Genomic DNA, 22,152 nt, shown 5'->3' on the forward strand with positions numbered 1-22,152 from the left:
AGGAGGAATTTTTTCGATGAACATCTTGAATATTGAACATATTCATAAAATATATGGAGATAAAGTGATATTTGACGACGTGTCCTGCGGTATTCAGGAAGGGGACAAGATTGGAATTATCGGCATCAATGGTACGGGCAAATCTACCCTTTTGAAGATGCTTGCTGACGTGGAGGAACCGGATTTGGGACAGATTGTCCGGCAGAACGGTTTACGTATTGCCTATATGCCTCAGAATCCGGAATTCCCGGAAGAGGCCACAGTGGCTTCCTTTGCTCTGGATGGAAATTCGGAAACGGACTGGCAGGTTCAGAGCAATCTGACAAAGCTTGGAATTATGGAATATGACGCCCGGCTGGATCAGTTGTCCGGAGGACAGCGGCGCCGGGTCGCCATGGCAAAGGTGTTGACCGGAGATTTTGATGTGCTCTTGCTGGACGAGCCGACAAACCATCTGGATGAGGAAATGATTTCCTGGCTTGAGGATTATTTGAAAAATTATAAAGGAACGGTCGTCATGGTGACCCATGACCGGTATTTTCTTGATAAGGTATCCAATCGGATTTTGGAGATCAGCCATGGAAAGATGTACAGCTATGAGGCAAATTATTCCCGGTTTCTGGAATTGAAAGCGGAGAGAGAGGAGATGGAGCTGGCGACGGAACGAAAACGTCAGAGTATTCTCCGCATGGAACTGGAGTGGGCCAAACGGGGCTGTCGGGCGCGGACGACGAAACAGAGGGCCCGGCTTGAGCGGCTGGAAGCTCTGAAAAATGGAAAGGCGCCGGTTCAGGACGGTACGGTGGCGATGGATTCGGTGGAGACCCGGATGGGAAAGAAGACCATCGAGCTGCATCATATCAGCAAAAGCTATGACGGTCAGCCGCTCATTCAGGATTTTGAATATATTGTCCTGCGGAATCAGCGGCTTGGGATCATCGGACCGAATGGCTGCGGCAAGTCGACCCTGATTAAAATGATCGCCGGTCTGGAAAAGCCGGATTCGGGCAGTATCGAGATTGGTGAAACTATTAAGATGGGATATCTGGCTCAGGAAGAAACGGAGATGGACTCGAATCAGCGGGTGATTGATTATATTAAAGATATTGGAGAGTATGTTCAGACAAAGGAAGGACGAATTACGGCTTCTCAGATGCTGGAACGGTTTCTTTTTACACCGGACATGCAGTATACACCGATTTCAAAGCTTTCCGGTGGTGAAAAACGGCGGCTTTATCTGCTGTCAGTTCTAATGCTTGGAGCGAATGTACTGATTCTCGATGAACCTTCCAACAATGTGGATATTCCCACATTGACTATATTGGAAGATTACATAAATTCCTTTTCTGGCATTGTGATCACCGTGTCCCATGACCGTTATTTTCTTGATAACGTGGTGGACCGGATTTTTGAGTTTGACAGACAGGGACATCTTCAGCAGTATGAGGGCGGTTATACCGATTATCTGGAAGCAAAACAGCGGCGCAGGGCGGATAGCGGCAGAGATGCTGCCAAAGGCGGAAAAAATGCCGGAGAGACGGAAGCAGGCAAAAAGTCTGCAAAGGACTGGAAGCAGCACCGACCGGTCAAATTAAAATTTACCTACAAAGAGCAGAAGGAATATGAGACGATTGACGATGATATCGCAGCTCTGGAAGAAAAAATTGCCGAACTGGATGGGGATATGCTGGCCAATGCGACAAACTCGGGGAAGCTCAACGATCTGATGAAGGAAAAGACCCGGACCGAAGCGGAGCTGGAAGAAAAAATGGATCGGTGGGTCTATCTGAATGATCTGGCAGAGAAGATAGAAGCACAGAAATAAATATGGAATGTTTTGTCTGTTTTTATGGTATAATGGAGACAGTTGCAAAGGAGGCGAGAAGGATGGAGTGGCAGATGAGTCAGGGACAGCCCTGGCCATATGGTGTTACTGTATGGGAAGGATCAGAAAGTGGCCAAATAAAGGTGAATTTGGCCTTTGAACTGCCGGAAAGGAGACAGAACCGGGGAAATCCGGGAAAAGTCCCTCCGGGGCAAGATCATATTGTTTTGAGAGTGTATGATCTGGTGAAGCATACTTCATCGGAACTGCCGATAGACAAAAGTTGGCATTTTGGTCAGGCATATGCCGTTGCATTGATTTTTTTTGTATCTGAATCAGAGATAGATAATATTGAAATAGAGAATTATGGCTATCAACTGATATGGAATGATAAGGTAGTAACCATGCCCTATGCGAAAGCTGTACGATGGGTAGACGGGGAAAAGATTTACTTGTTTAAGGAAAGGATGTTTGAATGGGGAGAGGATATTTCTCCGGGACTGGATTTTGATGAGGTCATTTTATACAAGTTACATGTTCGGGGATTTACGAAGCATACATCTTCCGGTGTGAAGCATCGGGGGACCTTCGAAGGCGTGAGAGAGAAGATCCCTTACCTGAAAACGCTGGGTATTAATGCGGTGGAACTGATGCCGGTATATGATTTTGAGGTGGAAAATCCGAAGGATACTGTAAAAAATGGAAGGAAGAATTACTGGGGATATGGTCCGGCACATTTTATGGCTGTGAAGCCGGAGTATGCTGCCGAACCGGAAAAGGCCGGAGACAGTTTGAAAGAGCTGGTCAGGGCTTTGCATCGGGAAGGCATGGAAGTCTATATGGAACTGTTTTTTACCGGAAAGGAAACCGCTGATTTTCAGATGGCCTGTCTGCGTCGGTGGATTGTGGATTATCATATCGATGGCTTTCATTTGAACCAGACCACAACACAGCTTCGGGAAGTTTTATCGGATTCGGTACTCGCAGAAACAAAAATTTTGAGTGAAAATTTTAATGGTTCCTCTGACAGAAATGGAGCCGGCCGGCGGCGGGCCGTGTATCACAATGGTTTTCAGGACAGCATGCGGCGTTTCCTCCGGGGAGATGAAGGATCGGCGTCAGAGTTTATGAATCAGGTCTTAAATCGTTCCACAGAACAGGGAAATATCCAGTATATCACCAATAATAACGGATTTACGATGATGGACCTGGTCAGCTATGACAACCGCCATAATGAGGATAATGGTGAGAACAATCTGGATGGGTCGGCATGGAATTTCAGCTGGAATTGTGGCGCGGAAGGAGTCAGTCGGAAAAAGGATGTTGTTCGTCTCAGACGGCAGCAGCTAAAGAATGCCTGGATTTTGAATATTTTCCAGCAGGGAACACCATTAATTTATGCCGGAGATGAGTTTGGAAACAGTCAGAAGGGCAATAATAATGCCTGGTGTCAGGATAATGATGTTTCATGGCTGAATTGGAATTTAAAGAAAAAAAACAGATGGCTGTGGGAATTTGCTGTAAAAATGATGGAGCTTCGTAAAACCGTAAAGATTCTTCATCCTGAAAAGCCCTTCGCCCGGACCGACACATCGGCCAATGGACTTCCGGATGTTTCCTTTCATGGAAAGGTTCCGTGGTTTATATATGAATCCGGCTGGAATCGCTGCATCGGCTGTATGTATGCCGGTGATGGTGAGGCCTGGTATTTTGCTTATAATATGAATTGTACGAAGGAAATATTTTCATTGCCGCGACTACCGGGCAAAGGAATATGGAAGGTGTTTTCGGATACGTCGGAATTGAATGCGGAAGGTGAAATGATAGAAGACGGCCAGATAATTTTGGACGGTCATAGTATTGTTTTACTTTGCGGAGAATATTTGCGAAAATAATGGCCAGATGCATGAATCGGGGCAGAGATTTCAAAAAGTCTCTGCCCCCCCTGTTTTTAATAGAAATGATGTTCCGAATAGTCGTCCTTCGGCGGAAAATCCCCAATATAAGGTAAATCATGGGTATCATTGACAATCATGGTGTCCGGAGTGTCGTCATAATCGGTATAATCTTCAGTCATGTGATTGACCCGCGGAAACCAGTGGCGGATTTTTTTCCTGCCGTCATAAAAAGTCATAAGCTGCCTCCTTTGCTTCGGTATATTTATATTTTGAAGCAAAGGCATGAATTTTATTCCGGGTATATGAGTCGGTCTGTGCCAATATTATCAAGAACTTCTTTTAAAAATTTATCGGCCAGATAATTGGCCATAGGGAGATTCATATCCCGGAAGTTTCCACAGTCTCTGGCGCAGGCTCCAGGCACATCATCATTAAAATCTTTTATAAATGTAAACATTTCGTTCATAAGGGGAATAATGTCTTTGGATTCATAATCACCGCTTAAAAGCAAATAGAATCCGGTCCGGCAGCCCATTGGTCCGAAATAAAGAGTCTTCGGTCCATATTGAGGATGATTTCTTAAAAAAGTTGCGGCAAGATGTTCGATCGTGTGCATTTCTGCCGTATTCATGACGGGTTCATAATTGGGACGAGTCATGCGGATATCAAAGGTCGTCACGGTTTCTGTGCCGACCATGTCTTTTCGGGACACATAGATACCTGGAAGTAATCTTAAATGGTCAATTGTAAAGCTGGTTATTTTTTCCATAAACGTTCTCCTTTATTATTTCTTAAATATATAGGGATATTATATAAGAGAAAGAAAGAAAACGCAATTATTGTTGAATTTTAAAGGGCATAAGTGTAAAATGGAACGTGATGAAATGATAAGGAGTGGAGTCTGCATATGAAAAAGAATACGGTACGTTTTTACGTAACGATTACAATTGTAAAAATTGCAACAAAGATATTAAAGCTTTTGGGCAGAAATGCAACCCATCTGCCGGGATGGATGGCGAACAAGCTTTGTCCGGATTTTCTTGGTCATCTGGAAAAGCCGGAGCGTCTTGTATATATTACTGGAACGAATGGTAAGACCACTGTGTCGAATCTGACGGCAGAGGTATTGAAAGATAACGGATATGATTATATCAACAATGCTTCGGGCAGCAATGTCAGCGAGGGAGTTGTTTCCGCTCTGCTTTCAAAGAGCAGTTTTTTTGGAAAATCCAGATGTAAACTGGCGGTGCTGGAAGTGGATGAACGTTATTCTCCGTTAATCTACCCATATATGCCGCCGGACTATTTGCTCTGTACAAATCTTTTCAGAGATTCTTATAAACGGAATGCTCATACGGAGTTTATTTCCGGTGTACTGAACAGCCAGATTCCAAAACATACCAAACTCATTTTGAATGGTGAGGATCTGATCAGTAATCATCTGGCGATGGAGAATGAACGCCGTTATTTCGGAATTAATTGTCCCGACGGACACAGTAGCTCTGACAATATTATTAAAGATATTGTGGCTTGTCCCAATTGTGGAGCTTTGTTGAAATATGATTATATCCGATACAATCATATCGGACGGGCCCATTGTCCGAATTGCGATTTTGGGTCGCCGGAGCTGGATTATTCGGTGGAAAAGATTGATTACGAAAACCAGAGATGCCTTATAAAGATGCCGGGCGGCACCTGTGAATTTAAACTGATTGGCAGTAATGTTACGGATATTTATAACATGCTCGCAGCCATTGCCCTGTTGTCGGAGCTTGGTCTGGAAGTTTCACAGATTCAGAAATCTTTTGAAATAATTAAAGTTGTGGAATCCAGATATTATTCCGAAAATGTTCATGGAAAAGAACTGGTCATCAGTCTGGCAAAGGGGCAGAATCCGATTGCCTGCTCGCGAATCTGTGATTTTATCCGCCATGAAACCGGTACGAAGGCCGTCGTCTGCATGATGGATGACTGTTACGATGCAAAGGAGTCCAGTGAGAATATTGCCTGGATTTTTGACATCGATTTTGAGTTTTTAAATGATGCGTCTGTGAAACAGATCGTGCTTACCGGCGTTCGAAATGCCGACTATCATCTGCGGCTTCTGATGGCGGGAATACCGGAGGAAAAGATCGTTCTCTGTGATAAAGAGGAAGATGCGGCATCCTATGTGGATTATGCTGCTGTGGATAAAATATATATTTTACATGATATTTATTCGGTACAGTATGAGAATGCAAAAAAAGTATATCAGGATCTGAAAAATAGATTAGAAGAAAGGGGAGAGGAAGCATAATGAAGATCGAAGTTCTTTTTCCGGAATATTGTAATCTGTTTGCGGACTCTTCAAACATGAAGTATTTGAAACAGTGTCTGCCGGAGGCTGAGTTTATCTACACGGACTATATGTCCGAACCGGCTTTTGCCAGAGAATCCGTTGACTTGATTTACATGGGGGCAATGACCGAACGGGTTCAGGCGATGGTCATAAAAAAATTAATGCCTTACAGAGAGCGCATCGTGGAATTGATAAAAAAAGATACGCCATTTCTCATTACAAGCAATGCATTGGAAATATTTGGACGATGGATTGAAAATGAAGATGGTACAAAAGTGAAAGCTCTGGGCATTTTTGATTTTTATGCGAAACGGAATATGATGAACCGTTTTAACGGACTGGTGCGCGGACATTTTGGCGATATTCCGATTCTCGGGTTTAAAACTCAGTTTTCGATGGCTTACAGTGATCATTTTAAGTACAGCTTTATTCAGGTAGACAAAGGAGCTGGTATGAATCCGTCAGTGGAAGTGGAAGGTATTCATGTGCATCAGTTTTACGGCACCTATCTTGTCGGTCCGTTTCTTGTACTCAATCCGTTATTTACGAAGCATCTCATGAAGGTGATGGGTGTTGAGAATCCGAAGCTGGCTTTTGAGCCTGTGATCATGGAAGCTTATGAGCGGCGCATGAAGGAATTTATGGACCCGAAAGTAAAATTTTAGAAAATTCGTAAAGATAAGAATGGAGCCTGCGGCATGAAAAAAAACACATCAGGATTTAAAGATTCTATATTGAAATGGATAAAAGGCGGGAAAACCGCAGAGGAAGCCTTTGAACATATTCAAAGGCCGGAGAAGCTGGTATTTATCACCGGAACCAAAGGTAAAACGACGGTCTTAAAACTTGTCGGACATGTTCTCAGAGAAAGCGGCCGGGATTTTATGTGGAATATAACCGGAGAGGATGAGACAGAGAGTCCGGTGTCAGTTCTGCGTGCTGGAAAAAGTATTTCCGGCCAGTCGGGATGCGGACTCGCATTGATGGAAGTGGATGAGAGAGAGATTCGACACATCTGTTCAAAGATAGCGCCGGATCTTCTGGTATATACCAACGCCTACAGCAATTACTGGGACCAGAAGGGAAGTCTGGAGGGTGTTGAAAAAGGCGTGGATATGTCTGCTTTTGAAAATATAAAGATGATATCAAATGAAGGCAAGGATAAAATTGTGTCGGTAGATACGGCGAAGATGACGCTGGTTCTGCAAATGGCAGAAAAAATGGAAATTTATCGGCTTCTCGGATGTACAAAGGCAGATTTAGATAACGAGGTACTGGCGATCGAACTGCTGTATCAGCTCGGATTGACTTACGAGGAGATTGCTGCAGCCCTTGACTCTGCAGAACCTTTTACAATCTGCCGTCATGTGGATACCGTCGGCAGTAAAAAAGTATTTATGTGTCGTGGAGAAGAGCAGAGTCCGGCTGTCTGCGCCCATGTACTTGAATGGATTGGAAGACAGAGTGATGATTGTGCGGTTGTTCTTATGGATTATAAGCAGAAAGAACAGGTGCGTGCATCAGAAAATACAGCGTGGCTTTATGAAGTGGATTATACGCCATTAAATCGGACAGGTGTCCGGCAGGTATTGACGGCCGGAAATCGATGTTATGATTACTGGCTGCGTCTTCTTTTGGCTGGAATTCATGAGGAACGAGTGACCTGTGCACTTCGGCCGGAGGACGTGGTGAAATTGGCAGATATTGATGAAGTGGAGAACATTTATATGATATTTACCCGGGAAACACGGGCAAAGGCAGAGGAGATCAAGGAACACTTATTGCAGCGTATAAAGAAAGAGGAGGGAATAAAATGAAAATAGAAATTTTATTTCCCGAATATGGGAATCTCTTTGGTGATCTCGGAAATATGATGTATTTAAAGGCATGTCTGCCGGATGAGGAGTTTATTGAGACGTCCATAGACAGTGAGCCGGCTTTTGTTACGGAAGACGTCAATCTTATTTATATGGGACCGATGACCGGAAAAAACCAGGAAGCTGTGATTCAAAAGCTTTTGCCATATAAAGACCGGATTGAAGAATTAATCCGCAAAAAGAAGTGCTTTCTTTTTACTGGCAATGCAATGGAGGTGTTTTTCCGGGAGATCATTGATGGAGAACGGAGAATCGAGGGGTTAAATATTTTTGATTTTTCTGCAGTCCGGGTATCGGATAATTATTATACCGGGAATTATTATGGCGAATTTAATCAGAGAAAGGTTGTTGGGTGCAAGATTCAGTCATCGATGGCCTATGGAGCAAATGAACATTGTTATTTTGCCAAAGGTATTCGTGGGACAGGAATCAACCGTTCCTCAGGCTATGAAGGTGTCCGGCGTCAGAATTTTATCGGTACCTATCTGGTGGGCCCATTATTGGTCATGAATCCTTATTTTACCCAGTATCTGATGTATCATATGGGAGTGGAAAAGCCAAAGCTGGCCTATGATGTCGCTATAAAAGAGGCTTATCACCAGAGATTGACGGAGTTTGAAAATAAAAGGACGGTTATGGAGTAATAGGAGGAATAGCATGGACAAATACAGAGCTTACGTGGGGTCATATACCCGTGGGGAGAGCAAAGGCATCTATATGTATGATTTTAATGGAGATGAGCCGGTCTTCAAAGAGCAGGGTGTTGAGGAAATTACAAATCCATCCTTTCTGACCCTATCCGCTGATGGAGAATATTTATACTCAAATTGTGACGAAGGCGTGGCGTCTTTTAAAATTTTGGCAGATGGCCGACTCGAATATTTGAACCGACACTCGGTTCAGGGTCTGCGCCCATGTTATCTGCAGGTGGATTCGGCCAACGAATATCTGGTAAGTGCGGGATATTATGACGGAAAGCTGACGATTTCCCGGATTAATCCCGACGGCACCGTAGGCGAGGTGACGGATGAGGTCTTTATGAAAAGTCCCGGGAGTATCATTTCAAGAAATAATCGTTGCCATGTGAACTGCGCTCTGTTTACACCGGATGAAAAACATATCCTTGCAGTGGACCTGGGAATGGATCAGATTAAAGTATATGAATTTGACCGGACGCAGGGAAAGATCGCCTTAAAAGACATTATTCGGTGCGAGATTGATTCGGGACCGAAGCATATTATATTTTCCAATGATAAAAAATATATCTATCTGACCCATGAAAATGCCAATATGGTGACGGAATATGCTTATTTCATGGGCAGAAAAGGTCCTGCATTTGAAAAATTGGATCAACAGTCTACCCTTCCTCCGAAATTTACAGAGGATAATTGTGCGGTAACATTAAAAATTACAGATGATGACAAATATCTTTTTGTCACCAATTCGGGAGACAATAGTGTGGCAATTTATGAGATTGACCAGGAAAAGAAAATGGAAAAACTCTGTGTTCTTCCGGTTAGCGGGATTTATCCAAGGGATATTTATCTTTTTCCGGATAACAAGCATTTTGTTTCAATCAATCAGGAATCGGATTCTATCACGATTTTTGGTGTTAATTACGAAAAAGGCTATATTTATATGAAAGGCAAACCGATTCATGTGCCTTGTCCGACGTGTATTGCGGTAAAAAAGCTGAAATAACCGTATATCCGCAGGTTTGAGCGGATATTAGAGGATGCTGAAGAATGAGGATATCTTATTTTGAGGCGTCCTTTTTTTGATTGTCTATCCAAGGGATATGCAAGTATGATGCAAAAAAGATGTAAAATCGTCGGGAAGGGGGCGAAAACTGTGAATCGAATTTTGGTTGTTGAAGATGAAAAACCTATTTTGGAACTGATTCGAATGAATCTTACAGACGCCGGTTATGCCTGTGTATGTGCAGAAGACGGTGCTCAGGCGGCAGATATACTGGAAAGTGAAATCTTTGACTTAATATTATTGGATATCATGCTGCCAAAGATCAATGGTTATGAACTGATGGAATACATACGGCCGATGAATATTCCTGTGATTTTTCTTACGGCCAAATCGGAAGTGATGGATCGGGTTCGGGGGCTGAAACTGGGCGCTGAAGATTATATTATAAAACCTTTTGAGATCATCGAGCTGCTGGCGCGGATTGAAACGGTGCTGCGGCGTTACAATAAAACGGCTCGTGAGTTGTCGGTTTATGATGTGACCGTGGATACTTTCTCACGTGTGGTCAAAAAGGCCGGAAAGCCGGTCAGCCTGACGGCGAAGGAATATGATATATTGCTGTTGTTTTTGAGAAATAAAAATATTGCTTTGTTTCGTGATAGAATTTACGAAAGTGTCTGGGGAGAGATGTATATGGGAGAAAGCCGGACGGTAGATCTGCATGTTCAGCGGATGCGGAAAAAACTTGGCCTGGAGTCAAAAATCGTTCCGGTTTATAAGATAGGATACCGCCTGGAGGTGGATGAGTGAAATTTTTTTGGAAATTATTTTTCAGCATCATTCTCGTGACAGAATTTTTTGTGGGAATCAGCGGATATGTGTTGATTTATTCCAGTTTTAAAAATGCCATAGAACGGGAGATTGAGACGGCTTATCAGGAAAATGATATGCTTTATTTTTCGTTGAATCAGAGAATTACCTGGTCGGTTGAAATGTCCAATATAACGCTTATGTGGGGCATTCCGGAAGAGGGCACGGAAAATTATGAGGAAATATTGACAGAGGCAATGAGTATTCAGACAACGGATAGTGCTATTACTGTTTCTTTCAGTGATGCAGAAGGGCAAGTAATCTGTGGGAGCAGAAAGAAAGGATTTGATGCAGCACTGGTCAAAAAATTAGGAAACCAGGAGCGGGGATATGAAATTCGAAAAATCGATGACGATTACCTGATTCATTGTGCCCGTTATGTGAAGCTTTTAAATCAGGAGTATTTTATAGAAAATTACAGGGATATCACGGAGGTTTTCGATAATCAGGAGGGATATATCCAGACTTTTTCTATGATTATGGGGCTGCTGTTCCTGGTGGGCGGCGTGGTTATTTTTATCATTTCTTATTGGTTGGTACGACCGATTCACCTTTTGTCCCAGGCTACCAGACGTCTGGCAGAGGGAGATGATATGAAACCGGTTCAGGTGAATAGTCGGGACGAGATTGGTCAGCTGGCGGAGGATTTTAACCGAATGGCTGGCCGATTGTCAGAAAACATGGAAGCGCTGAAAGATTATGCAAGACGTCAGGAGATGTTTGTGGGGAATTTTGACCATGAGCTGAAAACGCCGTTGACTTCTATTATCGGTTATGCGGACATGCTTCGTTCGAAGCGGATGACGGAGGAACAGACGGTTCTTTTGGCGAACCAGATTGTTCAGGAAGGAAAACGGTTGCAGGTCATGTCTGAAAAATTAATGCAGCTTACTGTGTTAAAGAGACGGGATTTTAAACTGCGGAGAGTTTCGGCGAAATATTTTCTGACTTCGGTTTATGATACGGTCTTTCCGGCGATGCAGGCCGACGGTATACGATTTATTGGCGAGATTCAAGATGGAAAGCTCAATATTGAGCCGGATTTAATGAAGACAGTTTGTATCAATCTGCTGGACAACGCCAGAAAAGCTATTGATGGAAAAAACGGCCAGGTTATTTTATCCGGAAAAAGTATCAAAGGTGGTTATGAGATTTCAGTAAGTGATAATGGATGCGGCATTCCCGAAGGGGAACTTTCAAAAATTACAGAGGCATTTTACATGGTAGATAAGGCACGCTCCCGGGGACGGGGTGGTGCAGGACTTGGGCTTGCGGTCTGTACGGCGATAATGGAGGTTCACAGGGGAAAAATAAGTTTCGAGAGCGTACAGGATGTGGGTACCTGTGTACGGGTAGATTTGGTGGAGGTGAACAGAGATGATACAGATCAGAGGTAAAGGTCCGGTTTTTATGGCAATCTTTATTTTGTGTCTGCTGGTGGTCATGCCCTTCTTCTTTGCAGAGATTAAAGAAAAAAACTTATTAAATCAGGTCGTTATCGAAAAAATTCCCGAAAATGTTCTGGTGGATCATACAGCTGAAGATTTAACCGTTAGTGAAAAACTGGAACTGATTGTCAGGGGAAGGAATGGCGATTCCGATGTTGTGACAGTGAGCGGTGGAATTTCAGGGATAGAAAATGATCATATTATAGGTGAGCGGGCATGTCGCGAAGTAGAGAAACTTTTGAGCAAAGATGCCATTTTGCCTTTTGATGTATCAGATGTTTTTTTTGAAGGTGGGAGTCCGATGAATTATGTGGATTTAAACGACATGAGTCAGTCAGTTTCTTTGATGTGGGTGCATTTGAGTTTTTCATCTGTGGATATGGATGTTACGATGGATGTGGAGACGTCTCAGATTTACGAATATAATCTTTACTGGAATTCCTACAGTATGACAGATGATATGGATATGGCGGGACTGGATCAGATGATTGAAAATTTTAGGGACTATACCGGATTATCACAGGAAGAGTTTGAATATTTTTATGATTGTTCGGGAATGCCCGAATATATAGCGTTATATCCGATGTAGAATGATGCAACTTTGATGGCGTTTCGCGGCAGCTTTTACGGCTTCTTATTTTACACTGTCATCATCAAAGGAAAGATGGTGAGAAAATGAGAGCACATAGGATATATAAAAAGAGACGGAGAAGAAATTCTCTGCGATATTTTGTCAGCGGAATGGTGTTGGCGGGAGCAGCCATACTGGTAGTGATCGGCGGAACTGTGTTTGTTTCAGGCAAACGGCCGAAAGACGAAAAGGGTAGTGGGATATCCGAAAATATTGGGGTGGATTCGGACGAACTGCTGACACTGGTCAATGCAGAACATCCGATGCCTTCGGAATGGCAGTGCGAGTTGGTCCAGTTAAATAACGGTCAGAATATTGACAGTAGAGCCTATGAAGATTTACAGCAAATGATGGATACCGCCAGAGCAGAAGGGTATGATCCTTATATATGCTCATCCTGGCGCAGTCATGAAACTCAGGTGCGGCTTTTTGAAGAAGAAATTCAAAGTTATAAGAAGCAGGGGTATTCTGAAAGGGAAGCGGAAGTTCAGGCGGCCCAGTGGGTCGCAGTACCGGGAACCAGCGAGCATGAACTCGGACTTGCATTGGATATCGTATCTGTGGAAAATCAAAGGCTGGAAGAGTCACAGGAGAACACACCGACACAGCAGTGGTTGATGGAGCATTGTTATGAATATGGTTTTATACTACGTTATCCAAAGGATAAGGAGGATATTACGGGAATCGGCTACGAACCATGGCACTACCGTTATGTGGGGCAGGACCATGCCCGGGCTATCCATGAATCCGGCGTATGCCTTGAAGAATATGTGGCACACAGATAATGAATTCTGTTTTGCGCGTTCATCCGTTGATGAACGCGCCTTTTAAGTTAGAGGGTTTCGTAAAATTTTAAAATCCGATCCATTCGGGACGTCATGTTTGCCAGCAGTCCATCCATAATTGTCATAGCGGCCATGGATTCGACAACAACGACAGCACGTGGAACAATGACCGGGTCATGGCGGCCTTTAATCTGAATCTGGATGTTTTCTCCCTGTTTATTAACGGTTTCCTGGGATTGGAAAATGGAAGGGGTTGGTTTAATGGCGACTCGGATGCGGAGCGGTGAACCGTCGCTCATACCGCCGAGGGTGCCTCCGGCGTGGTTTGTCTTTTTTGAGACGCAATCGTTTTCCATATAAAAGGCATCATTATTTTCTGATCCATAGGCAAAGGCAGCCTGAAAGCCGTCACCGATTTCAACACCTTTGACAGCGCCGATGGACATCATGGCTTTTGCAAGGTTGGCATCCAGTTTTTCAAATACTGGGTCGCCGATGCCGACAGGAAGACCGGTGACTTCACAGTCTACAATGCCGCCGATGGAATCTTTGGCTGTCATCATTTCCCTGAGAAGAGCTTCTGCCTTGAGGGCGGCAGACGCATCCGGCATATTTAATGGATTATTATAAATTTCTGATAAATCTTTATTTGTTTCATCGATCATGATCGGGCCAATACTGTGGGTATAAGCCTGAAGTTTTATTCCCAGACTGTCTAAAAATTTAGAAGCAATGGCGCCTGCAGCCACACGGCCGATGGTTTCACGACCTGAAGAACGTCCACCGCCCCGGTAGTCTCTGAAACCAAATTTTTCGTCAAAAGTGTAATCGGCATGTCCTGGACGATAATAACCGGCGATTTCCGAGTAATCGGAAGAACGGGCCGTTTTATTCCAAACCAGCATGGAGATGGGGGTGCCTGTCGTTTTTTTTTCAAAAACACCGGATAATATTTCAACCTGATCGGCTTCGCTGCGGGGGGTGGAATAAGGGGATTGTCCTGGTTTGCGTCGATTCAGAAAAATCTGAATGTCTTCTTCTGTCAGCGGGAGGCCGGCCGGACAGCCGTCCACAACGACACCAACAGCTTTTCCGTGAGATTCTCCCCAGGTTGTTACTTTAAATATATTTCCAATACTGGAACCAAACATAATGATTTTCACCTCTGAATTTATTTTATGTATCATTATAACGAATTTACTGGCAGTATGCAAATAAATATTGTGATATTTGTGGGATGTTATAAAAAAAAGAACAACGTGTATGATTATTCATCTAAAAACATTGCCTGTGTGAACGATGGGATTTCAACTTTATGCCTAAAAAATGGATTATTTGTCCAGAAAAAGCTCTCTTTGACAAATTCTGTATTTCGTGGTAAAACAGTTAAAACGTAACTCGGCGATGCCATATGAGTTATTTCGTTTGGAGGTGTAATTTATGAAGACCCAGATTAAATTACAGGACATCGACGGAGCAAAAGAATTCGTTCGTGCCGCTGTGAAGTGTGATTTTGACATTGATGTATACTATAATCGAATCGCATTGGATGCAAAATCGGTTTTAGGAATTCTCAGTCTGGATCCGAGACATCCAATTACCGTTGATTTTGACGGTGAAAATGCTGGCTTAAATGAAGTGCTTGAAAAGTATGCTATCTAAAATTATTTAGATATACCTGACTTGCGAAGCGGACTTGAAATATAGACTTACAGAGCGGACTTGCGAAGCGGACTTATATATGAGACTAAACAGTATATTTATGAGGAAATGGAGCTGTTTTGCCGGATAGTTAACGGCAGGGCGGCTCTTTTTCCGTGTTATTGAAAAAAATCGAAAATTGACAGTTGCGAAAAAATCCGGATAAAGGTATACTAGTAGTGTTATCCTAAAATTTGGGTGTTCAGCAGACAAGGGGGACTTTATGTATAAATTATTGACAACGGATGGAAGCGCAAAGCGGGGCCAATTTACGACAGTCCATGGTACGATTCAGACACCGGTGTTTATGAACGTTGGGACGGCTGCGGCCATCAAAGGGGCGGTGGCGACGACGGATCTGCAGCAGATCAAGACCCAGGTGGAGCTGTCAAACACCTATCATCTGCATCTGCGTCCGGGGGATAAGATTGTAAAAAAACTGGGCGGTCTTCACAAATTCATGAACTGGGACAAACCGATCCTGACGGATTCCGGTGGTTTTCAGGTATTTTCTCTGACAAGTCTGAGGAAGATTAAAGAAGAGGGCGTCTATTTTAATTCCCATATCGACGGACATAAGATTTTTATGGGACCGGAAGAGAGTATGCAGATTCAGTCGAATCTGGCATCGACGATCGCCATGGCCTTTGACGAGTGCCCGTCATCCCTGGCTACCAGAGACTATATACAGAATTCTGTGGACCGGACGACACGATGGCTGCATCGCTGCAAAGCCGAGATGCAGCGCCTAAACAGCCTGCCGGATACGATCAATCCGAACCAGATGCTCTTTGGCATCAATCAGGGCGGAACCTTTGCGGATATTCGTATTGAACATGCGAAAGCAATTTCTGAGCTGGATCTGGATGGCTATGCACTGGGTGGTCTGGCTGTCGGTGAAACCCATGAGGAGATGTATCATATCATTGAAGAGACGGTGCCTTATCTGCCTCAGAATAAACCGACCTATCTGATGGGCGTTGGTACACCGGCGAATATTCTGGAGGCTGTCGACAGAGGGGTGGATTTCTTTGACTGTGTATACCCGTCAAGAAATGGCAGGCATGGACATGTCTATACGAATCATGGAAAATTGAATTTATTTAATGCAAAATTTGAACTGGATGAGCGTCCGATTGAAGAGGGATGCGGCTGTCCGGCCTGTAAAAATTACAGCAGGGCGTATATCCGCCATCTTTTAAAGGCGAAAGAAATGCTTGGAATGCGTCTTTGTGTCTTGCACAATTTGTATTTTTATAATACAATGATGGAAGAGATTCGGGAGGCGATCGAGGAACATCGATATGCTTCTTATAAAAAAACGAAGCTGGAAGGCTTCGAAATGAAAGAAGAAAATTAAATTAGGAGGAAACGTTTTATGCAAGGAAGCTACTGGATTTGGGTGGTTGGCTTATTAGTAATTTATGGAGTTGTATTATACTTTTTATCCATTCGGCCACAGAAAAAACAGGAAAAGAAAATGCAGGCTATGCTGGATGCACTGGAGGTTGGCGACAGTATTGAGACAAGCGGCGGCCTGTTCGGCGTTGTCATTGACGTCAGCGGCGATATTCTGATCGTAGAATTTGGCGGAGACAGACACTGCCGGATTCCCATGCGAAAGACGGCTGTTGTAAGTATTGAAAAAGCTAACAGCACGGAAGAATAAAGAATTTTCAGAAACCCTGTCCGGGAAATGCCCGGTGCTGATAAGGCAGTAAAATGTAGAGAATATGGTGTAACCCGCTATGTGGCGGGTTACACCGTTTTCTTTATTATGCGGTGAGCTGTTTTGGTGGCTGCGAGGCGCTTCGTATCTGTTCCATCATCTTCCGGATTTCCTGCTCATCAGGCAGGCTGACTAACCCTACCGCCGTGGAATAGATGTCGACCTTTACCGACTTGTGTGCGTGCTTCTTCTCAGGATTGTGTATATCAATGCGCCGGATCAGCTTGTTGATGATCGTCGGCGTGAGTTCCCTCATATCGGTAAATGCCCGAAGTCCCTGTAAAAGTAGACGCATATCCACCGATTTCTGCTCCATTTCGGATAACTGCTTTTCTTCCTCTTTGACCTTTTCCAGCAGTTCCTTCTGCTCGAATTCATACTCCGCCGCCATTCTCGAATAGCGTTTATCCGACAGCTTCCTCTGCCGTCCTTGTAGTTGGCGCAGCGGAAAAACTCCTGATTACGCTTCAGCGACTTGGCTGCGCAGAAATGCAGCTTTGATTTGCAGTCAGCACAAAATACCGGTCCGGAAAAAAACTTTTCCGATTCGTTTTCGTCGGCCTGCGCTTGTTCTTTCGAAGCTCCTGATATTGTCAATATTAGTTGACACATTTTCCTCAAGGATATCACTGACTATGCCGCCAGTTCCAAAGCCTCATAATACTGCCTGCGTTTTGGCATAGGGGAAAGTCCACCATTGGCAGAGCAGATCCTTCGGTTATTCCAGTAGCTGAGGAAGTATCTCCAAATGAGTACCTTTAATTCCTCTACAGTCATCTGCTTTGTGTCATAGCGGTCGTAGAGAAGTTCCGTCTTCATTCTGGCCCACATACTCTCACAGCGTGCATTATCATGGCAGCGTCCTCCGGCACTGTTCATACTTTGATGGATGTGGTGCTTCCGGATGGTCTGTCGGTAGGACTCACTGGTATACTGTGTTCTACGGTCACTGTGGATTACAGCATCTTCCAGTGCGGGATAAGCTGTCAGGGCGTTTTCCAATGTTTGGATACACAGATCTGCTTTCATATTTGTTCCCATTGCCAGACCGAGGACGTTAAGATCAAAGCAGTCAAAAATTGCAGATACATACAGTTTCTCATTGGACGCCGGAATCTCTGTGATATCTGTAATACATTTTTCTAATGGGGCATCTGAATGGAAATCCCGCTTCAACAGATCATCCGATTTCATGGCTTCCCGGTCCGCCTTTGTGAGCTCATTCGGCTTTCTCTTTGGCCGATGGCTCAGGCCGATCTGATCCATAACCCGGTATACGGTCCTCTCACTGGGTATATGTACTCCCTCCGGCTGCTTCAGCAACAGCGCCTGATACATCCGGATCCGTCCATAAGTATCGTTACATTCATCCTCGCTGATGATTTCTTTCATGGCATCTGCCAGATCCTGGTACTTCACAGGACAGTCTTTGTTCGCGAGATATTTATAGAAGCCTCGCCGGCTGATATCAAGCATCCGGCAATAAAAGGAAATTTTTCCGGTAATCCTGCCGTCCTCTGTTTTCAAAGCCAGAAATATCACTCTCTGGTTTTTGCTGACTTCCGACGGCTGGCGGCGAAAAAAGCGCTGGCTTCCTCCAGAAATTCGTTTTCTTCCTTCAGGCGACGGATTTCTTTATCCTGCTCCTTAACCCGCTTACGCAGCATGGTAATCTCTTCTGACAGGCTCATTGCATTGGCAGGGGTATGGGAACCTTCCCCAATATCTAGCTTACCGGCTCTTACGGCTTTCAGCCATGTATGGATGGTTCCTTCAGGAATTCCTAATTCTTTAGCAACCTTAGCGCCGCCGATTTCTTTGGCAAGTTTTACTGCCTGTACTTTGTATTCATGGTCATATTTACGTGCCATTTTGAATACCTCCTTATTCTCTTGGTTTTATTATGAAATCCTTGAGAATAAGCTGTCAACTTTTTTTATACCACACCAGAATTAGAAAGCCAAAATGCACCCTGTTTTCACAAAAATTTGAAAAATATTTTTTGTTCGGTTGTGGAACGGCTTATTTTCCTTGCCTGAAAAGTCCTTTCACTTATTTGAAATTGGAGTGCTAAAACGCAACTTGTTTTTCAGAAAAAGCAGAAAAATTTTTGAAAAGACCGTTTGTATTAAAAACATTCCCCTACCTGTTCACACTGGGAGAAAGTGTTTGGGGACGGTAATTTTGAAAAAAGGCAAAAAAATTGCCCGCCGGTTTTGGCGGACATTCACAAGCATAAAGAATCAGCAATCCTTGTTGAAATATTCACGATTTTGTGATATGATATTTTTGGATTATTGTCGGAGGTGAAGTTGGTGGCTGTTAAATATGATAAGCTCTTTCACTTATTGATTGATCGGAAAATTACGAATGCACAGCTTGCACAAAAAGCTGGAGTCAGTGCAAATATTATTACTCGTTTGAAACGGGATCAGTATATCTCTTTGGAAAGCATTGAACGCCTTTGCGTTGCTTTGAATTGCGGAGTGGATGATATTCTTGAATTTACAAAATAAATTTTTTACCGCTTAACTTCCGATAATTTTTTATTATCGGAAACAAAATTGTATTGGAGGTCAATTTATGACACCCGAAGAAAAGGCAAGAGTTAAAATAGATAAGCAATTGAGAAACGCCGGATGGGATATTGTTTCTCGTGATGAGTATATTCCATCAAACGCATTGGCAGTTAAAGAAGCTTTAATGCAGGGAAACAAAGAAAGCGACTATCTGCTTTTTGTAGATGATAGAGCCATTGCTGTTGTTGAAGCAAAAAAAGAAGAAAACAGTCTGGGCGATATCGTTGCAGCACAGGCAGAAGCTTATTCTAAAAATCCACAAAACTGGTATCCTTTATGGTTTGACGGACAAATTCCTCTGGTTTATCTTGCGAATGGAAACAAAATATATTTTAAAAATATGCTTGCTGATCCTGATGGAGATTATGTTGAGTTAACCGAAATGCATTCTCCTAAAAAAATGTTGCAAATTATCGGTAAAAAGTCTGAATATGGTGCGTTGCCAAGAATTGAAAAACGAGGATTGCGTGATTGCCAGTATGATGCAGAGGTTGCACTTGAAAAGATGCTTAAAGCTGGCCAGAAAAAAGCGCTTGCTGTTCTTGCGACTGGTTCCGGCAAAACATATTTGGCTTGCCTTGCGACTTATCGCCTGCTAAACTATACCTCTACAAAGCGGGTATTATTTCTCGTTGACCGAAACAATCTCGCAAGGCAGACTGAAACAGAATTTAGTCTTTTTGACCGTACTGAAAAGCAACGGCCCATGAGTTCACTGTATCAAATCAATCGCTTGAAAAAAGTTGATGATATTAATGGGGATATTGTTATTTCTACCATTCAAAAACTCTTTACAGTTTTAACAGGGCAATCTATTTCGGAAGAAAACGAAGATAAAGAAGATGAAAAACTGTTCAGTTTTTCCGATGATGATAAAAAGGAACCTGAAATTGAATTAGGCAATGATTTAAAGCTACCGCCTGATCATTTTCAATTTATTATTATTGATGAGTGCCATCGTTCAATTTATGGCAAGTGGCAGTCTGTGCTTAACTACTTTAAAGATGCGAAAATTTTAGGATTAACCGCTACACCGACACCCGAAGCGGAGGCGTTCTTTAACAAAAATAGAATTGAAGAATATACTTATGACGACTCTGTTGTTGACGGCGTCAATGTTCCTGCAAGGGTTTACAGAATAAAAACTAATGTCACGGAACACGGCGGTACTATTCATGCCGGGGATATTGTCAGAGATATATCGAAAGGCGGTGTTGAACTGCCGTCTTATGTGGCTGAAGAAAGAATGGATTACAGCACAAAACAGTTAAACCGTTCTGTTATCAATCCAAGTCAAATTAAAGAAGTTGTCGCTGCATATATGAACTCTATATATACCGACTTGTATCCTGACAGAGAAGAAAACTGGAAATATATTCCCAAAACGCTTATTTTTGCAAAAGACGATAACCATGCAACACAAATCGTAAATGTGGTTAAAGAAGTGTTTAAGGAAAATTTCGAAGACGGCAAAGTGCCCGAAAAATTTGTGCAGAAAATCACCTATTCTGCCGGTGACTCGAACGCTCTTATTCGTGGTTTAAGAACCGAAAAGGATTTTCGCATTGCGGTAACGGTTACCCTTGTAGCAACCGGAACCGATGTAAAGCCTTTGGAAGTTGTGTTCTTTATGAATGACGTACAATCAGAGGTGCTGTATACGCAGATGAAAGGCAGAGGCTGCCGTGTTATCAATGATGATAAATTAAAAGAAGTTACGCCTAACGCTACGACGAAGGAGTGTTTTTATATCATAGATGCCGTCGGAGTCACTGAGCACGACAAAACTATACCAAAACCTACCGGTACATCAAATGGCAACGGTGGAAATAAAATTCTTAAGCTTGATCAGCTGCTCGAGCATCTTGCACACGGAGAAGTAAATGATGATAATCTTGCATTGCTAAGAGATTACTGTGCAACAATTAACAATCGGTATGAGGATAATCCTTTGTTCGACAGGCATTTAAACATCTTCATTTCGAATTTTGGCTTTGCGCCGAAGACATTGGCGAACGCTATAAACAAAGCGCTGTCAAGCGGAAGTCTCCCCGAATACATTAGCATTTCTGCACCCAATGCAGAAAGGAAAAGTTTGATTCATTGCCTGATTTCAAATGTTGAGGCAAGAAAAAAGCTTCTTGAAATGCACAGGGGATATTTTGCAGTTGCACCGGATAAAGATAAAATCATATACAAAGGATTTTCAAAAGAAACAGCAAGAACTTTCATAGAATCTTTCGAAAAATATTTGAGCGAAAACGCTGATAAAATCGAAGCTTTGCGCATCATATACAATTCAGAAGATACCGTTATTACACATTCCATGCTTGTAGAATTGCAGGATAAGCTGCTTTCAGAAAATCGCTTGTTTAAACCGTATACTATATGGAGCAATTATAAATTGCTGGATGTTAACGGAAATGTGGAAGAACTGGATAAGAAGCAAAATATGAATGCGCTTACCCATCTGATTCAGCTTATTCGCTTTGCTTACAAGAAAAGCAACAATCTCAGGAGTTTGCTCAAAGGCTATTCCCAAAGATTTACTCTCTACTGCGGACAAAACCAGCGCAGCCTTACTCCCGATCAACAGGAAATTATGAGGCAGATTGCAGATTATATCATAAACGACGGTTATATTGACGCAGTGGAACTCAACGCCGTTGATACAGACCTTTGGCGAAAAGCGATTACAAGTTTCGGTGCTCCGGCTTTGACGTCCGAGATGATCGAACTATCAAAATTCATTTTAAAGGCGGCTTAATAT

At 43.1% G+C, this 22,152-nt stretch carries 22 protein-coding genes and 1 pseudogene; 16 read left to right on the top strand and 7 right to left on the bottom strand.

Features of this window, described 5'->3' with window-relative positions; genetic code table 11:
- The first annotated feature begins 16 nt into the window (after positions 1–16).
- Complete coding sequence (locus tag EV212_RS12060) at positions 17–1,825, top strand: ABC-F family ATP-binding cassette domain-containing protein (protein ID WP_132093787.1); 1,809 nt, start codon at positions 17–19, stop codon at positions 1,823–1,825.
- Positions 1,826–1,887: 62 nt separating this feature from the next.
- A complete protein-coding gene (locus EV212_RS12065) occupies positions 1,888–3,720 on the top strand; it encodes an alpha-amylase family glycosyl hydrolase (RefSeq protein ID WP_165873372.1) in 1,833 nt (610 codons plus the stop codon).
- A 56-nt stretch (positions 3,721–3,776) separates the two neighbouring features.
- Here EV212_RS12065 and EV212_RS12070 read toward each other — a convergent pair whose 3' ends face one another.
- Positions 3,777–3,959, bottom strand: coding sequence for a hypothetical protein (locus tag EV212_RS12070; protein WP_132093793.1), 183 nt, complete (start codon positions 3,957–3,959; stop codon positions 3,777–3,779).
- Positions 3,960–4,012: 53 nt separating this feature from the next.
- Complete coding sequence (locus tag EV212_RS12075; RefSeq protein WP_132093796.1) at positions 4,013–4,492, bottom strand: S-ribosylhomocysteine lyase; 480 nt, start codon at positions 4,490–4,492, stop codon at positions 4,013–4,015.
- 138 nt (positions 4,493–4,630) lie between these two features.
- Here EV212_RS12075 and EV212_RS12080 point away from each other — a divergent pair, with 138 nt between their 5' ends.
- The 9 genes from EV212_RS12080 (at position 4,631) to EV212_RS12120 (ending at position 13,373) form a co-directional block, all read left to right on the top strand.
- Entirely contained in the window at positions 4,631–6,019 is a 1,389-nt protein-coding gene (locus EV212_RS12080) for a MurT ligase domain-containing protein (protein WP_132093799.1), read from the top strand.
- A complete protein-coding gene (locus EV212_RS12085; RefSeq protein ID WP_243115556.1) occupies positions 6,019–6,726 on the top strand; it encodes a hypothetical protein in 708 nt (235 codons plus the stop codon). The genes EV212_RS12080 and EV212_RS12085 overlap by 1 nt, the downstream gene beginning before the upstream one ends.
- Positions 6,727–6,759: 33 nt before the next feature.
- Entirely contained in the window at positions 6,760–7,878 is a 1,119-nt protein-coding gene (locus EV212_RS12090) for a MurT ligase domain-containing protein (protein WP_132093805.1), read from the top strand.
- Positions 7,875–8,582 carry a hypothetical protein gene (locus EV212_RS12095; RefSeq protein WP_132093808.1) on the top strand — a complete coding sequence of 236 codons (708 nt, stop codon included), beginning with the start codon at positions 7,875–7,877 and terminating at the stop codon, positions 8,580–8,582. The genes EV212_RS12090 and EV212_RS12095 overlap by 4 nt, the downstream gene beginning before the upstream one ends.
- A gap of 13 nt (positions 8,583–8,595) precedes the next feature.
- Positions 8,596–9,639 carry a lactonase family protein gene (locus EV212_RS12100; RefSeq protein ID WP_132093811.1) on the top strand — a complete coding sequence of 348 codons (1,044 nt, stop codon included), beginning with the start codon at positions 8,596–8,598 and terminating at the stop codon, positions 9,637–9,639.
- A gap of 150 nt (positions 9,640–9,789) precedes the next feature.
- Positions 9,790–10,449 carry a response regulator transcription factor gene (locus EV212_RS12105; protein ID WP_132093814.1) on the top strand — a complete coding sequence of 220 codons (660 nt, stop codon included), beginning with the start codon at positions 9,790–9,792 and terminating at the stop codon, positions 10,447–10,449.
- Positions 10,446–11,906, top strand: coding sequence for a sensor histidine kinase (locus tag EV212_RS12110; RefSeq protein WP_132093817.1), 1,461 nt, complete (start codon positions 10,446–10,448; stop codon positions 11,904–11,906). Before EV212_RS12105 ends, EV212_RS12110 begins: the two co-directional genes overlap by 4 nt.
- The gene (locus EV212_RS12115; protein ID WP_132093820.1) at positions 11,887–12,546 is read left to right on the top strand and encodes a hypothetical protein; all 660 of its coding nucleotides are present in this window, start codon (positions 11,887–11,889) and stop codon (positions 12,544–12,546) included. Before EV212_RS12110 ends, EV212_RS12115 begins: the two co-directional genes overlap by 20 nt.
- Before the next feature lie 86 nt (positions 12,547–12,632).
- Positions 12,633–13,373, top strand: a complete 741-nt coding sequence (locus EV212_RS12120; RefSeq protein WP_207669114.1) for a M15 family metallopeptidase — start codon at positions 12,633–12,635, stop codon at positions 13,371–13,373.
- Between the two features lie 47 nt (positions 13,374–13,420).
- On the opposite strand, the gene aroC is transcribed toward EV212_RS12120, so the two are convergent.
- Positions 13,421–14,524: a chorismate synthase gene (aroC, locus tag EV212_RS12125; RefSeq protein ID WP_132093823.1), complete on the bottom strand. Its 1,104-nt coding sequence runs from the start codon at positions 14,522–14,524 to the stop codon at positions 13,421–13,423.
- Positions 14,525–14,813: 289 nt separating this feature from the next.
- On the opposite strand from aroC, the gene EV212_RS12130 reads away from it, so the two are divergent.
- The 3 genes from EV212_RS12130 (at position 14,814) to yajC (ending at position 16,743) form a co-directional block, all read left to right on the top strand.
- Positions 14,814–15,035: an HPr family phosphocarrier protein gene (locus EV212_RS12130; RefSeq protein WP_132093826.1), complete on the top strand. Its 222-nt coding sequence runs from the start codon at positions 14,814–14,816 to the stop codon at positions 15,033–15,035.
- Positions 15,036–15,297: 262 nt separating this feature from the next.
- Positions 15,298–16,434: a tRNA guanosine(34) transglycosylase Tgt gene (gene tgt / locus EV212_RS12135; protein ID WP_132093829.1), complete on the top strand. Its 1,137-nt coding sequence runs from the start codon at positions 15,298–15,300 to the stop codon at positions 16,432–16,434.
- Positions 16,435–16,452: 18 nt separating this feature from the next.
- On the top strand, positions 16,453–16,743 hold the full coding sequence (gene yajC / locus EV212_RS12140; protein ID WP_132093832.1) for a preprotein translocase subunit YajC: 291 nt from the start codon (positions 16,453–16,455) through the stop codon (positions 16,741–16,743).
- A 106-nt stretch (positions 16,744–16,849) separates the two neighbouring features.
- Here the strand turns inward: yajC and EV212_RS12145 are convergent, their stop codons facing one another.
- The 4 genes and pseudogenes from EV212_RS12145 to EV212_RS12155 form a co-directional block, all read right to left on the bottom strand.
- The gene (locus tag EV212_RS12145; RefSeq protein ID WP_132093835.1) at positions 16,850–17,194 is read right to left on the bottom strand and encodes a DUF4368 domain-containing protein; all 345 of its coding nucleotides are present in this window, start codon (positions 17,192–17,194) and stop codon (positions 16,850–16,852) included.
- A gap of 59 nt (positions 17,195–17,253) precedes the next feature.
- Positions 17,254–17,415, bottom strand: a pseudogene (locus tag EV212_RS14075) (hypothetical protein); the annotation flags it as partial.
- A 21-nt stretch (positions 17,416–17,436) separates the two neighbouring features.
- Complete coding sequence (locus EV212_RS12150) at positions 17,437–18,345, bottom strand: IS3 family transposase (RefSeq protein WP_132093838.1); 909 nt, start codon at positions 18,343–18,345, stop codon at positions 17,437–17,439.
- Positions 18,342–18,674 carry a transposase gene (locus tag EV212_RS12155; RefSeq protein ID WP_132093841.1) on the bottom strand — a complete coding sequence of 111 codons (333 nt, stop codon included), beginning with the start codon at positions 18,672–18,674 and terminating at the stop codon, positions 18,342–18,344. Before EV212_RS12155 ends, EV212_RS12150 begins: the two co-directional genes overlap by 4 nt.
- 444 nt (positions 18,675–19,118) lie before the next feature.
- Between EV212_RS12155 and EV212_RS12160 the strand changes: the two genes are divergently transcribed.
- Positions 19,119–19,319 (top strand): helix-turn-helix domain-containing protein, encoded by a 201-nt coding sequence (locus EV212_RS12160; protein WP_132093844.1) that lies wholly within the window; start codon positions 19,119–19,121, stop codon positions 19,317–19,319.
- Between the two features lie 67 nt (positions 19,320–19,386).
- Positions 19,387–22,149, top strand: a complete 2,763-nt coding sequence (locus EV212_RS12165; protein ID WP_132093847.1) for a type I restriction endonuclease subunit R — start codon at positions 19,387–19,389, stop codon at positions 22,147–22,149.
- The last annotated feature ends 3 nt before the right edge of the window (positions 22,150–22,152 follow it).

This window comes from Frisingicoccus caecimuris (genome assembly GCF_004340975.1).
In the GTDB taxonomy this organism is placed as follows: domain Bacteria; phylum Bacillota; class Clostridia; order Lachnospirales; family Lachnospiraceae; genus Frisingicoccus; species Frisingicoccus caecimuris.

Bases quoted from the DNA above. Each gene is read 5' to 3' on its own strand.
- EV212_RS12115 (WP_132093820.1), top strand. From the start codon at position 11,887: ATGATACAGATCAGAGGTAAAGGTCCGGTTTTTATGGCAATCTTTATT.
- EV212_RS12080 (WP_132093799.1), top strand. From the start codon at position 4,631: ATGAAAAAGAATACGGTACGTTTTTACGTAACGATTACAATTGTAAAA.
- EV212_RS12070 (WP_132093793.1), bottom strand. From the start codon at position 3,959: ATGACTTTTTATGACGGCAGGAAAAAAATCCGCCACTGGTTTCCGCGG.
- EV212_RS12060 (WP_132093787.1), top strand. From the start codon at position 17: ATGAACATCTTGAATATTGAACATATTCATAAAATATATGGAGATAAA.
- aroC (WP_132093823.1), bottom strand. From the start codon at position 14,524: ATGTTTGGTTCCAGTATTGGAAATATATTTAAAGTAACAACCTGGGGA.
- EV212_RS12075 (WP_132093796.1), bottom strand. From the start codon at position 4,492: ATGGAAAAAATAACCAGCTTTACAATTGACCATTTAAGATTACTTCCA.
- EV212_RS12130 (WP_132093826.1), top strand. From the start codon at position 14,814: ATGAAGACCCAGATTAAATTACAGGACATCGACGGAGCAAAAGAATTC.
- EV212_RS12065 (WP_165873372.1), top strand. From the start codon at position 1,888: ATGGAGTGGCAGATGAGTCAGGGACAGCCCTGGCCATATGGTGTTACT.
- EV212_RS12155 (WP_132093841.1), bottom strand. From the start codon at position 18,674: ATGGCACGTAAATATGACCATGAATACAAAGTACAGGCAGTAAAACTT.
- EV212_RS12165 (WP_132093847.1), top strand. From the start codon at position 19,387: ATGACACCCGAAGAAAAGGCAAGAGTTAAAATAGATAAGCAATTGAGA.
- EV212_RS12090 (WP_132093805.1), top strand. From the start codon at position 6,760: ATGAAAAAAAACACATCAGGATTTAAAGATTCTATATTGAAATGGATA.
- EV212_RS12095 (WP_132093808.1), top strand. From the start codon at position 7,875: ATGAAAATAGAAATTTTATTTCCCGAATATGGGAATCTCTTTGGTGAT.
- EV212_RS12145 (WP_132093835.1), bottom strand. From the start codon at position 17,194: ATGGCGGCGGAGTATGAATTCGAGCAGAAGGAACTGCTGGAAAAGGTC.
- EV212_RS12100 (WP_132093811.1), top strand. From the start codon at position 8,596: ATGGACAAATACAGAGCTTACGTGGGGTCATATACCCGTGGGGAGAGC.
- tgt (WP_132093829.1), top strand. From the start codon at position 15,298: ATGTATAAATTATTGACAACGGATGGAAGCGCAAAGCGGGGCCAATTT.
- EV212_RS12085 (WP_243115556.1), top strand. From the start codon at position 6,019: ATGAAGATCGAAGTTCTTTTTCCGGAATATTGTAATCTGTTTGCGGAC.
- yajC (WP_132093832.1), top strand. From the start codon at position 16,453: ATGCAAGGAAGCTACTGGATTTGGGTGGTTGGCTTATTAGTAATTTAT.
- EV212_RS12120 (WP_207669114.1), top strand. From the start codon at position 12,633: ATGAGAGCACATAGGATATATAAAAAGAGACGGAGAAGAAATTCTCTG.